The 12783-nt window shown below is 35.6% G+C and carries 13 protein-coding genes; all 13 read left to right on the plus strand.

Annotated elements, in window-relative coordinates:
• Positions 1–31 precede the first annotated feature (31 nt).
• Positions 32–1327 carry a cell division protein FtsA gene (gene ftsA, locus JOE23_RS03595; RefSeq protein WP_204435932.1) on the plus strand — a complete coding sequence of 432 codons (1296 nt, stop codon included), beginning with the start codon at positions 32–34 and terminating at the stop codon, positions 1325–1327.
• A 76-nt stretch (positions 1328–1403) separates the two neighbouring features.
• Positions 1404–2534, plus strand: coding sequence for a cell division protein FtsZ (gene ftsZ, locus JOE23_RS03600; protein WP_204435933.1), 1131 nt, complete (start codon positions 1404–1406; stop codon positions 2532–2534).
• Between the two features lie 323 nt (positions 2535–2857).
• On the plus strand, positions 2858–3556 hold the full coding sequence (locus JOE23_RS03605) for a hypothetical protein (protein WP_204435934.1): 699 nt from the start codon (positions 2858–2860) through the stop codon (positions 3554–3556).
• Positions 3549–3932: a DUF6792 domain-containing protein gene (locus JOE23_RS03610; protein WP_204435935.1), complete on the plus strand. Its 384-nt coding sequence runs from the start codon at positions 3549–3551 to the stop codon at positions 3930–3932. Before JOE23_RS03605 ends, JOE23_RS03610 begins: the two co-directional genes overlap by 8 nt.
• A 148-nt stretch (positions 3933–4080) precedes the next feature.
• Positions 4081–4776, plus strand: coding sequence for a hypothetical protein (locus JOE23_RS03615; protein WP_204435936.1), 696 nt, complete (start codon positions 4081–4083; stop codon positions 4774–4776).
• Positions 4769–5152, plus strand: a complete 384-nt coding sequence (locus JOE23_RS03620) for a DUF6792 domain-containing protein (protein WP_204435937.1) — start codon at positions 4769–4771, stop codon at positions 5150–5152. The genes JOE23_RS03615 and JOE23_RS03620 overlap by 8 nt, the downstream gene beginning before the upstream one ends.
• 148 nt (positions 5153–5300) lie before the next feature.
• Positions 5301–5993: a hypothetical protein gene (locus tag JOE23_RS03625; protein WP_204435938.1), complete on the plus strand. Its 693-nt coding sequence runs from the start codon at positions 5301–5303 to the stop codon at positions 5991–5993.
• Complete coding sequence (locus tag JOE23_RS03630; protein WP_204435939.1) at positions 5986–7878, plus strand: DUF6792 domain-containing protein; 1893 nt, start codon at positions 5986–5988, stop codon at positions 7876–7878. The genes JOE23_RS03625 and JOE23_RS03630 overlap by 8 nt, the downstream gene beginning before the upstream one ends.
• Before the next feature lie 413 nt (positions 7879–8291).
• Positions 8292–9206 carry a sigma-E processing peptidase SpoIIGA gene (spoIIGA, locus tag JOE23_RS03635; protein ID WP_204435940.1) on the plus strand — a complete coding sequence of 305 codons (915 nt, stop codon included), beginning with the start codon at positions 8292–8294 and terminating at the stop codon, positions 9204–9206.
• Positions 9207–9309: 103 nt separating this feature from the next.
• Positions 9310–10029, plus strand: coding sequence for an RNA polymerase sporulation sigma factor SigE (gene sigE / locus JOE23_RS03640; protein ID WP_204435941.1), 720 nt, complete (start codon positions 9310–9312; stop codon positions 10027–10029).
• Positions 10030–10134: 105 nt separating this feature from the next.
• Positions 10135–10914, plus strand: a complete 780-nt coding sequence (sigG, locus tag JOE23_RS03645) for an RNA polymerase sporulation sigma factor SigG (protein WP_204435942.1) — start codon at positions 10135–10137, stop codon at positions 10912–10914.
• Between the two features lie 748 nt (positions 10915–11662).
• On the plus strand, positions 11663–11899 hold the full coding sequence (locus JOE23_RS03650) for a YlmC/YmxH family sporulation protein (RefSeq protein ID WP_204435943.1): 237 nt from the start codon (positions 11663–11665) through the stop codon (positions 11897–11899).
• A gap of 67 nt (positions 11900–11966) precedes the next feature.
• Positions 11967–12779: a peptidoglycan editing factor PgeF gene (gene pgeF / locus JOE23_RS03655; protein WP_204435944.1), complete on the plus strand. Its 813-nt coding sequence runs from the start codon at positions 11967–11969 to the stop codon at positions 12777–12779.
• Positions 12780–12783 lie beyond the last annotated feature (4 nt).

The following is a 12783-nucleotide window of genomic DNA, read 5'->3' on the forward strand; positions in this document are numbered from 1 at the left end:
ATTGACGTGTAGATTGGGAGGTGCCTTACTTTTGAACAACAATGAAATTTTAGTCAGCCTAGATATAGGTACATCAAAAATTAAAGTGATAATTGGCGAAGTTTTAAGTGATTCATTAAACATTATTGGTGTAGGAACTGCAAAATCAAATGGAATGAAAAAGGGTGCTATTGTTGATATTGATCAGACGGTACAATCTATTCGTGCTGCTATAGAACAAGCAGAACGGATGGTTGATATGAAGATTGATCGTGTTATTGTTGGTATTAATGGTAATCATATTCAGCTTCAATCTTGCCAAGGTATTGTTGCTGTCGCCAGTGAGGATCGGGAAATTGGTGATGAAGATGTCAAGCGTGTCATTGACGCTGCTCAAGTCATTTCTATTCCGCCTGAACGTGAGATTATTGATGTTATTCCTAAACAATTTATTGTAGATGGGCTAGATGAGATTACAGATCCTAGAGGAATGATTGGTGTTCGCCTTGAGATGGAAGGAACGATTATTACATGTTCTCGAACCATGTTACATAACATTCTAAAATGTGTTGAAAGAGCTAACTTAGAGGTTATTGATATTTGTTTACAGCCATTGGCAACAGGTGCCATTGCATTATCAAGTGACGAAAAAGATTTAGGTGTAGCACTGATAGATGTTGGTGGTGGTTGTACCACTGTATCTGTTTTTGAAAATGATCATCTTGTTGCTACACATGTTATCCCACTTGGTGGTGATAATATAACTAAAGATATTTCAATAGGTTTAAAGATTAGTTCAGAGGATGCAGAGGCGATCAAGCTTAAACATGGTCATGCCTTTTTTCCTGATGCGAGAGAAGAAGAAACTTTTGATGTAACAGCGATTGGTAGTGATCAGCATTATACTTTTAATCAGCTTGACCTTGCAGATGTTATTGAGGCAAGACTTGAGGAAATCTACACTTATGCTGCACGTGAAATTAAAAAAATTGGCTATTCTGAATTACCAGGTGGATTTGTATTAACTGGTGGTTGCATGAAAATGCCTGGTTCGTTAGAATTAGCTCAAGATCTTTATCACGCTAATGTACGGGTGGCCATTCCAGATTATATTGGAGTTAGAGAGCCACAATACACGTCCGGTGTAGGAATACTGAAGTTCTCACATAAAAACGCAAAGATCCAAGGTAAACGACTGGAAGGTGCGGTCACACAGCTTGAAACTTATCAAGAGAAACCACCTAAGAAAAAAGTTGCGAAACAAAAGGTACAGCGTGAAAAAGTAACTCCTCAAAAGGAGAAAAAAGAATCTGGTGTGGCTAATCTGTTTAAATACTTTTTTGATTAACGATTTAATCGTAGTATTTGTCGTTTAAGAAAATAGTGTGAATCGGCAATATTGTCATTTATTAGGAGGAACTTACATGTTAGAGTTTGATACTGAATTAGATCAGCTAGCAACAATAAAAGTTATTGGTGTTGGTGGTGGTGGTAATAATGCTGTAAACCGTATGATTGAACATGGCGTTCAAGGTGTTGAATTTATAGCAGTAAATACAGATGCTCAAGCTTTGAATTTGTCTAAAGCAGAAGTGAAAATTCAGCTTGGGACCAAGTTAACACGTGGTTTAGGAGCCGGTGCGAACCCAGAAGTAGGGCGTAAAGCGGCTGAAGAGAGTAAAGAACAATTAGAAGAAGCGCTCCAGGGTGCAGATATGATTTTTGTCACAGCTGGTATGGGTGGTGGAACAGGGACTGGTGCGGCACCAGTCATCGCCCAAGCAGCTAAAGAAATAGGCGCTTTAACTGTTGGTGTCGTCACTCGTCCTTTCTTGTTTGAAGGTCGCAAACGATCTACACAAGCAGTAACGGGGATTGATGGTTTAAAAGAAAATGTTGATACATTGATTGTTATTCCTAATGATCGATTGCTTGAAATAATTGATAAGAACACCCCGATGTTAGAAGCATTTAGAGAAGCAGATAATGTGTTGAGACAAGGTGTTCAAGGGATATCAGACCTTATTGCAACTCCTGGTCTCATTAATGTTGACTTTGCAGACGTGAAGACGATTATGTCAGATAAGGGATCAGCATTAATGGGAATTGGAATTGCCACAGGTGAAAATCGTGCGACAGAAGCTGCTAAAAAGGCGATCTCTTCTCCGTTACTTGAAACTTCTATTGATGGGGCAAGAGGTGTTCTAATGAATATAACAGGTGGAGGGAACTTAAGTTTGTATGAGGTCCAAGAAGCTGCTGATATAGTGACTTCTGCTGCCGATCAAGAAGTCAATGTTATCTTTGGCTCTGTTATAAATGAAAATTTAAAAGAAGAAATTGTTGTAACTGTTATCGCAACGGGTTTTGATGATAATAAAGAAGATGCAGTTCAACAGAGAAAGCGTCCTACTAATCATAAGCAAAATGCATCCGCTCAAGATAGTGGTAGAAGAGAACAAGTGCAAGAACCTATTGAACAGTCAACATTTCGCCAAGAAGAAGATACGTTAGATATTCCAACATTCTTACGTAACCGAAATAGAAGACGGTAAAGTACAGTAAAATGTAAAGCGTACGAGACAAAAATAAATGAAGTAAGACCAAAAGCGAATGATCCATTCATAAGTAAATGGATCATTCGCTTTTATTGTACGGATTTAAAATATTTGTTGGAATAATGGTTAAACTTAACCATTTGCTTTACCCATCGATTGAAGATTCGTTCAGTAGACCTGTTAAAAAAGACCTGGTTTTTAGTTGTCGATTTCCAAATTTAGTCTTTATCCCTATTTATCTGTTGTGTTCGATATTATAAAATATAAGAGTGAATGTGAAGTAAAAGCTACATACTGCATGGATTTACCGGAGGGTCAAGATGAAGAAAATGATTGCTTTTATCGGTTTATTTTTTTTGCTGTTAGGAGGTTGCCAAATGAACCAAGATGTCCGCCCAAAAGATATCGATCCAGAAAATTTACCAGACGTTCCTGCATTTCAAGATGCAGCGACCCGTGAATTTCTTGTATCGACTGAGGAAGTTGAGCCGGGTTTGTATTTAATGGAATCTAAATTAGAAGGTTTCCAGATGTGGTTTCCAGCAGGTGGTGTATATTTTGAGGAAATTTCATCGATTACGAATGATGGGAACGTGGAAGTTTTTACTTTCACTAGTTTTTATGAAGATCAAAATATTGAGTTAGAAGGTCAGATTCGATATCATCGCAATCAATCTTATTTAGAAAAACCAGATTTTATGTTAGATAGTATAAAAAACATAACAGGTTATCAAGGTAAATTTGACAGCAAAGAAACTTCAGAAAAAAATATTTATTATGGTGAGGAACCAATAGAGATAAAAGAACCAGGTTATTTGTCAGATATATATGGTTATGTAGGTTATATGGAATCAAAACAAAGGGATTATTTAGCTATCGATTACAATTTCACTCTATTTTGTTATGAAGATAATGCTAATTATTGTAAAGAGCAGATGAGTGAAAAAAAAGAATTAGCAAAAAAATTAATCGATTCGATTACCTTTATTTATGATGAAGAAGATGATCATGATGAGTAAAGATCTTTTAGAAAATGAACGCGTTAAATTAAGAATCATTGAACTAGAATATACTTACCGGAATGCGTTTGATACGACTGACAAAGTTAAACTTGATCAAGCCAAGGTAGATTTTGAAGCAGATGTACGTCGGATTTATCTTGAAGAAACACGAGAACACCTACCGGATCATATTGAAATATATCCATCAAGTGAATTAATCAAATACAATGATGACCTACCAGAAGATATTCGCCAATCAGGTTATGATGGCACGGCGGTTTACTTATCTGATCCTGACAATCAGATCACTCAAGTCCATATTATTTCACAAGGCAGTGTTGGAACCGAAGACGGGTTAGATTACGGTTTAAATTATTGCTTATTTGACTTATAGATTTATTAACCTATTAAAAAAGACCTAGTTTTTAGTTGTCGCTTTCCATATTTAGTCTTTATCCCTTTTTATCTGTTGGGTTCGATATTGTAAAATATAAGAAACCATGTTAAATGAAAGCTACATATGGATTTATTGGAGGGTCATGATGAAGAAAATGATTGCTTTTATCGGTTTATTTTTTTTGCTGTTAGGGGGTTGCCAAATGAACCAAGATGTCCGTCCGAAAGATATTGATCCGGAAGATTTACCAGATGTTCCCGCATTTCAAGACGAAGCGACCCGTGAATTTCTTGTGTCCACAGAAGAAGTTGATCCGGGTTTTTATTTAATGGAATCTAAACTAGAAGGTTTTCAGATGTTATTACCTGAAAATGGAGTATATAGTAAATTAACTTCCGCAATATCCAATCAGGATATTGAGACATTTAGCTTTGAGAGTAGAAATGATAGTATTGATATCCATGTAATTGGTCAAGTCAAATATCATCGTAATCAAGCGTATTTAGCCGATTCAAATGATATGTTAGTTGTTATTAGAGAAAGGACCGGTTATGATGGTGAATTTAAAAAGAAAGAATCACAAGATAAGAATATTTACTATGGTGAAGAATTAAAAGCATTAGAAGTCAATAATAACTCGTCAGATATTTATAGTTATCATGGTTATATCGAGTCAAAAGAAGAAGATTTTTTAGCAATTGATTATAATTTTTCCATCTTTTGTTTTAGTGATGATAATGAAATATGTTTGAAAGAGATAAATGCGAAACAAAAACAGGTCGAGAAAATAATCGATTCGATTACCTTTATTAATCAAGAGGAAGCTGATCGCGATGACTGAAGACCTGTTTGAGAATGAAATTGTTAAATTAAGAATCATTGAATTAGAATATACTTACCGAAATGCGTTTGATACGACTGACAAAGTTAAACTTGATCAAACTAAGGCTGATTTTGAAGCAGATGTACGCCGAATTTACCTTGAAGAAACACGACAATATTTGCCTGATCATATTGAAATTTATCCATCAAGTGAATTAATCAAATACAATGATGACCTATCAGAGGATATTCGCCAATCAGGTTATGATGGCACGGCGGTTTACTTATCTGATCCTGACAATCAGATCAATCAAGTCCATATTATTTCACAAGGCAGTGTTGGAACCGAAGACGGGTTAGATCACTGTTTAAAGTATTGCTTATTTGACTTATAGATTTATTAACCTGTTAAAAAAGACCTAGTTTTTAGTTGTCGCTTTCCATATTTAGTCTTTATCCCTATTTATCTGTTGGGTTCGATATTGTAAAATATAAGAAACCATGTTAAATGAAAGCTACATATGGATTTATTGGAGGGTCATGATGAAGAAAATGATTGCTTTTATCGGTTTATTTTTTTTGCTGTTAGGAGGTTGCCAAATGAACCAAGATGTCCGTCCCAAAGATATTGATCCAGAAGACTTACCAGATGTACCCGCGTTTCAAGATGAAGCAACACGTGAATTTCTTGTGTCCACAGAAGAAGTTGAGTCAGGTTTTTATTTAATGGAATCTAAATTAGAAGGTTTTCAGATGTTGTTTCCTGAGAATGGTATATACACCAAATTAACTTCTTCTACCTCAGATGGCAAGATAGAAACATTTAATTTTAAAGATATAAACAATGGTAAAGATGTTCATATAATTGGTCAAGTCAAATATCATCGCGATCAAGAGTATTTAGCAAACCCAGATGAGATGTTATTAGCCATTAGTGGGAGAAATAATTTTGAAGATGAATTTAAAATGAAAGAAACGTTAAGTAAAGAAATTTACTATGGGGAAGGATCTAAAAAAATAGAACATGATGGCGATGAAACAGAAGTATATAGTTATATTGGCTATATAAAATCAAGAGATAAAGAATACTTGGGAATTGATTATAACTTTTATATCTTATGTTTTAATAAAGATGAAATATGTTCTAAAAGAGTAAGCGAGAAGAAAGATCAAGTCGAAAAAATAATCGATTCGATTACCTTTATTAATCAAGAGGAAGTAGATCGCGATGACTGAAGATCTGTTAGAGAATGAAATTGTTAAATTAAGAATCATTGAATTAGAATATACTTATCGTAATGCGTTTGATACGACAGATAAAATTAAACTTGATCAAGCTAAATTAGATTTCGAAGCAGATGTACGCCGGATTTATCTTGAAGAAACACGTCAATATTTGCCGGATCATATTGAAATTTATCCATCAAGTGAGTTAATAAAATATAATGATGACCTACCAGAAGATGTTCGCCAATCAGGTTATGATGGCACGGCGATTTACTTATCTGATCCTGACAATCAGATCAATCAAGTCCATATTATTTCACAAGGCAGTGTTGGAACCGAAGATTGGTTAGATAACTTTTTCAATATTTTTCTTGGCATTGATAAAAAACAGTTAGAATCAACTAGGATTTTTGTTGATAAAGTCAACTCAAAAGTATCTGAAACTAGTGATTTATCATTTTTTGCTCTAGGGCATTCAAAAGCATTTAATAATAATTTAGCAGTTCAGTTAATCTATTCTATATTTGATAATGTTTATGGCGTAAATGGTGCTCCAGTGAGCTTAAGTCAGATTATTGACGCAGATAGAGACTTGGAGTTGAGTTTATTTTTAAAATTTAGAGAAGACATAGACTCAATTCCTCTTGAAGACCTCCGCCGCGCGATCATTGAGTATTACGACAACAAAGGGGTTACCGACAATATTATTCATCGGATTTCTGAAGATGATCCGCTTTATGGGGTTTCAGGGATTGGTAACTTTGTTTTATTTGGATTCGACGAAGCGATGTTAATTGATACCCATCCAGAAGTGAAGGGTCTACGAACGATTATCGATCAATTTGATGAAGCTGATGTTCGTAAAATCCAACAGTTCCTTCGCCAATATCGAGACGATTATCAGCTTAATGGTCCTGATGGTTTTCTTGAAGCTATTACTGGTATTGATATAGAGGTGATTAATCAATTTAGTGAGGCTGAAGGAGAGGCAGGATTTGCTGTTGTCGCTTTGAAAAACATGGATATGATCAATACCATTATACAAAAAATCCCTGATTTTCTGGAGGTTTTGGATGTGATCCTCGCCAATGCAGATATAGTCATTGATGGGTTGTTAGAGAATGATTATATTGATCAAGAAACAAGTGAAAAGCTACGAACTGAAATCGAATCAATTAAATTAAATGCAGAGAAGATAGGAGTCAATTATGACCATCTAGAAAACTTAGGTATTAATCAAGAAGGTATAGCCAGTGCTCTTATGCTGGATATCTATGATAACGTTATGGAAAGCTGGGATTCATTAAACGTCATACACGAAGAATTAGCAGACGCGCTTGACCTGATTGAGTCTGGTCACAAGATTGAGCCGATTTTAAACCAATTAGCTGACGAAACTGGTGTGAGCTATAGTGGTGGTGACCTTCATTATGGTGGGTCACTTTCATCAGATCAAGAGATTAAATGGAACATTACATCAGTCGTTCGCCTTTATCAAAAGGGACTAGCGAAACTGGAGGAAATGGAAGAATCGATTCAAAAGTATGGTAACCAATACGAAGGTGAGATTAATGAAGATTTTGATTTAAAAAATCAAGCACTTCAGCGGCAAATTGACTATATGGAAGAGAATCCTTCCCTCTTCCAAAACGACTTTAGCTTATATTTTGCTAACCGTAAGCATGCTTATGGTTTGGGCAAGTTAGTAAAAATCGATGTGCAAGAAGAGATGCCGACAACCGCTCTACCAGAGCATGAGCTGATTACAAAGGAACTGAAGGCACAAACCACGGTATATCGAAATTATTTAACGCATGTTCGTGAAAAAGTAGAAGAACTATTTGAAGAAGAGTATAACGTTTCTCAATTATTTGATTTTCAAATGGGAGGTTAGTATGGATCGACTTACTTATAATACAGATATGATCGCAGCTAAATATCTTTAATCCGATGCTTGGTCCAGTGAACGACTTAGACTGTTCACTGGACTAAAATCAAATTAAAACGATTCACTTATATAACGTTCCACAGCATTCAAGTTACTGTGGAACGTGTTTTTGTTTGTCTTAGAAAATTGAACCTTCAATCATTGGATGGTGAGGACAACCTCAGCTAATTCACATCGAGTGACAACGTCTAACTGACCTCGATTTTGTTAGTCTGAAGCCAGCAAATTCACAATTTGATTAAGACAATATTTGTTAATAAACGTGAAAAAGATATAAAATTCACAGTCATACTGTGACAGACTTTGCTTCCTCAGCTTTATATAATGATGTTAATCCGTTTAAGGAAAGGGAATAACTGGTGACTATATATTTAGACGCAATATGGCTACTTAATCTATTGATTGACTTTATGATCTTACAGTTAACAGGCTACTTAGTAAAGAAGAAAAATCGAGGTTGGTCCGTTTGGTTAGCTTCACTTTTTGCTTCATCAATGGTTTTCATTGCCGTACTATATCCGAGTAGTATTGTTCTTCATCCATTGGGGAAAATTTTATTCTCTTGTGTGATCTTGTTTATTGGATTTAAATATGTCTCTTTCATCGATTATGTCAAAACATTGATGATTTTTTATTTTGCCTCTTTTACCTTAGGAGGTGCATTAATGGGATCTCACTTTCTATTTCAACAATCTTTCGAATTAAATGATTTTGGTTTTTTGACCGTTTCAACAGGATTTGGCACACCGATAAGTTGGGGGTTCGTTATCATTGGTTTTCCGTTTTGTTGGTGGTTTACCCGTCAAACAATGGACAAGCAAACGTTAGTCAATTATCAAGCTGAACAAATCTATTCATGTCAGATAAAAGTGCTAAATCGTGTGGTAAATAGCACCGCTTATTTGGATAGTGCCAATCACTTAATTGATCCCATTAGTCAAAAACCCGTTGTCATCATTGATAATGTTATTATCAAGCAACTATTTAGTGAGGATATGGTCTTACGTTTAAAACAAATGAATCAAACACTTGATTTAAGTAAACAAGATAATCAAATCACAAATATGATTCACTTTATCCCTTATCAAGACGTATCAAATGAAAATGGCATATTATTAGCTTTAAAGCCAGACTTATTTGCATTTTCAAACCAAACCCACGCTTACCGAACAAAAAATGTTTTACTTGGCTTACGTTTTGGTCCCTTGTCATCAGGCCAGCATTATCACTGTTTACTGAATCCTAAAGTCTTTAATCGATCTGAAACTGCCTGATTTTAAGAAAAGCTCATATTTCTTTGACTTATCACAGATAACCGTCTTACAGGCAGTAATCCTTTACTTCCTAAGGCATAATAATGAAAAGGAGTTGTTTGTTTTGAGAAAACAGTGGATAAAGATAAAACTATTCTTTTATCGAATCCGATTAAAGCTTGGAATGAAACCGAAAGAGGTTTATTACATAGGAGGAAGTGAAGCTTTACCACCTCCATTATCGAAGGAAGAAGAATACCAGTTGCTTCTTAAATTACCCAAAGGTGATAAAGCAGCAAAAGCAATGTTAATTGAAAGAAATTTAAGGTTAGTGGTTTATATCGCTCGTAAATTCGAAAATACTGGCATAAATATCGAAGATTTAATTAGTATAGGAACGATTGGTTTAATTAAAGCTATTAATACCTTTAACTTAGAAAAGAAAATTAAATTGGCAACCTATGCATCAAGGTGTATTGAAAACGAGATTCTTATGTATTTGAGAAAAACGAACAAGCTAAAATCAGAAGTGTCTTTTGATGAACCATTGAACATTGATTGGGATGGTAATGAATTATTGTTATCTGATATTTTAGGGACTGATGATGACATTATTGAAAAAGATTTAGAAGCATCAGTTGATAAAAAACTATTGGAGAAAGCACTTGAACAATTAACAGGGCGAGAAAAACAAATTATGGAGTTAAGATTTGGACTTGTTGGTGAAGCAGAGATGACGCAAAAAGATGTAGCAGATTTATTGGGGATTTCACAGTCTTATATTTCTCGACTTGAAAAAAAGATCATACGTAGGCTACAAAAAGAATTTGAAAAAATGATGTAAGGCAGATAAAGGATGCGGTAGGTTCGGAAATTTTTACCTGCATAAAAGCGATAGCCAATGGTGATACTGTTCCATGTAGAAACGGACAACATGGGAGGGTCACAAATGGTTAGACATAAAGTAGAAATTTGCGGTGTAGATACATCAAAGCTACCGGTCCTCAAGAATGAAGAAATGCGAGAGTTGTTTAGAAAAATGCAAGCAGGAGATCAATTTGCAAGAGAGACACTAGTTAATGGGAATTTAAGACTAGTACTGAGCATTATTCAAAGGTTTCAGAATCGGGGGGAATATGGAGACGATCTATTTCAAGTTGGTTGTATCGGCCTGATAAAATCAATTGATAATTTTGATCTTAGTCAAAATGTCAGATTTTCAACCTATGCTGTTCCGATGATCATTGGAGAAATTAGACGTTACTTGAGAGATAACAATCCAATTCGTGTGTCACGCTCATTGCGAGACACCGCCTACAAGGCATTGCAGGCAAGAGAGCGAATAATGAGCAAAACGCTAAAAGAACCTACAGCTGAAGAAATAGCAAAAGAATTAGGGGTAGAACAAAGTGACATCGTGTTTGCGATGGATGCTATCCAAGATCCGGTTTCGTTATTTGAACCGATATATAATGATGGCGGTGACCCTATCTTCGTTATGGATCAAATAAGTGACGATGGAGACAAAGAAGAAAATTGGCTTGATCAATTATCTTTAAGGGAAGGTATGAAAAGGTTGAATGCAAGGGAGAAATTAATTTTATCGAAGCGCTTTTTCCAAGGTTTGACTCAAATGGAGGTAGCTAACGAAATAGGTATCTCTCAAGCCCAAGTTTCTCGACTTGAAAAGGCGGCAATTAAAGAAATGAATAATGAAATGTTTGAATAATAAAAGTTAATACTCAACTTTCACACACTGAAAATAGTCATTCAACCTTGATCGTGTTCAATAGGCTTGTTGACTTTACTTCTGCATGGATGTGTCGCATGCGACCTTCTCATACGTTTAGCACGTTATGTCGTTCCGAGAAGCATTGGATTCGCTTTTCGCGGGGATGGCTTCAGCTAATTTGATAGATGTTACGATTTAGCAGGTGAGCTATGTGTAGACTCCTGTGGTAGTAGCTCAAGCCACGCCCACGGAAAGCGAAACATAGCTCACCTGTGGGTCTAAAACGAAAGGTTTATAATCAATCGAAAATCTATATTCAAACGCAACGCTTATATTTAATCTTCGGGTTACCCTTATGCTAGCTTGGCTGAACCTGAACATTCAGATGCGAAAGTTGAGTTAATAATAAAATGAACCTATCAGTTAACGGGTGATTTCGTCCTTTCCCGCTGATTGTAGTTGAGTGAATCCGAACATTAGCGTCCGTTATCGCCCGCCTCAATTGATTGATCGCTGTTCTCTATTTTAAGTCAGGCGTTTTACGAACGGTTATCTGTGATAAAAAAACCATCTAAAGGATAAGTTAGTTCTCGAACTTTCTTATCCTTTAGGTGGTTTTAAATTTGAATCTTATTAAAAGTTAATCACTCGACTTTATTTAGTGAAGCTAGTCAGGTTATTTTGATCGGTAGTTATGGCTCTACTTATTGAATCATATAGTTTAACTAAGGAAGGTGATATTAATATGGTAACTTTATCAACTTTACAAACGAAACAGATTGTATCGATGGATACAGGTGCTAGGATAGGTCATGTGATTGATTTAGAGATAGATGTAGAGACGGGCTTAATCACAGACATTATTATAGGAAATCGATCTAGCGTTAGTCATATTTTTCAAAAGCAAACCGAGGTGATTGTTCCATGGAAAAACATTGTTACTTTTGGGCATGATGTCATTTTAGTAAATGAAAAGTCATAAATAATTGATAGGATTGAAAACAAATTTTCAAAAAGATATGATAGAATAGTGAAAAAAGGGGTGCGATATGGAACCTTTTCAACAAGTACATGAGTCTTTCTATCATGTTTCACCATGGATTCAACGCCATAGCGGTTTGCAAGCGGGTCTGACTACACGTTATGGTGGCGTTAGTCAATCTAGTTATGCTTCGTTAAATATGGGTTTACACGTTGGTGATACCCCAGAAGCTGTTATGGCTAATCGCCATCGATTAGCTAAACAAGTGAATATTGCAATCGATCATTGGGTTCTAGGTGAACAGGTACATGGTACGAAAATAGCTCGGATTGATCATAATAGTGAAAAACGAGGAGCAGGTTCAAATTCCACTCAAGCTCCTATTCCAGGGGTAGATGGGTTAATAACGAAAGAAAGAAATATTTTATTGGCAGCTTTTTTCGCTGATTGTGTTCCCCTTTATTTTTATGACCCGATTACGGGATGGCTAGGTATTGCGCATGCAGGCTGGCGGGGGACAGTTAATGGTATGGCAATAGAAATGGTTAAGGCATTACAGCAAGAGGGTGTAGAAACTGAGAATTTACAAGTTGCAATCGGTCCGTCAATTAGTCAGATGTATTATCAAGTTAACTTAGATGTGATCAATTGTATTCCTCAAATCTACAGAGACCTGGTGTCGATCAAAATAAAAGAAGTGCCCGAACAGTATTTATTAGACCTACGCCAACTTAATAAACATATGTTAATGGATCAAGGGATAAATCGTGAGCATATACTAGTAAGTCATCGATGTACCTATCAAACGAATAATCTATATTCATATCGCCGTGATCATGGCAAGACAGGTCGCATGCTTGGATTTATTGGTAAATATTGAAGGG

This window comes from Amphibacillus cookii (assembly GCF_016908375.1).
Classification (GTDB): domain Bacteria; phylum Bacillota; class Bacilli; order Bacillales; family Amphibacillaceae; genus Amphibacillus_C; species Amphibacillus_C cookii.

What these genes read in the sequence shown, in the direction of transcription:
- ftsZ (WP_204435933.1), top strand. Translation starts at nt 1,404, where the DNA reads ATGTTAGAGTTTGATACTGAATTAGATCAGCTAGCAACAATAAAAGTT.
- JOE23_RS03605 (WP_204435934.1), top strand. Translation starts at nt 2,858, where the DNA reads ATGAAGAAAATGATTGCTTTTATCGGTTTATTTTTTTTGCTGTTAGGA.
- JOE23_RS03610 (WP_204435935.1), top strand. Translation starts at nt 3,549, where the DNA reads ATGAGTAAAGATCTTTTAGAAAATGAACGCGTTAAATTAAGAATCATT.
- JOE23_RS03615 (WP_204435936.1), top strand. Translation starts at nt 4,081, where the DNA reads ATGAAGAAAATGATTGCTTTTATCGGTTTATTTTTTTTGCTGTTAGGG.
- JOE23_RS03620 (WP_204435937.1), top strand. Translation starts at nt 4,769, where the DNA reads ATGACTGAAGACCTGTTTGAGAATGAAATTGTTAAATTAAGAATCATT.
- JOE23_RS03625 (WP_204435938.1), top strand. Translation starts at nt 5,301, where the DNA reads ATGAAGAAAATGATTGCTTTTATCGGTTTATTTTTTTTGCTGTTAGGA.
- JOE23_RS03630 (WP_204435939.1), top strand. Translation starts at nt 5,986, where the DNA reads ATGACTGAAGATCTGTTAGAGAATGAAATTGTTAAATTAAGAATCATT.
- sigG (WP_204435942.1), top strand. Translation starts at nt 10,135, where the DNA reads ATGGTTAGACATAAAGTAGAAATTTGCGGTGTAGATACATCAAAGCTA.
- JOE23_RS03650 (WP_204435943.1), top strand. Translation starts at nt 11,663, where the DNA reads ATGGTAACTTTATCAACTTTACAAACGAAACAGATTGTATCGATGGAT.
- pgeF (WP_204435944.1), top strand. Translation starts at nt 11,967, where the DNA reads ATGGAACCTTTTCAACAAGTACATGAGTCTTTCTATCATGTTTCACCA.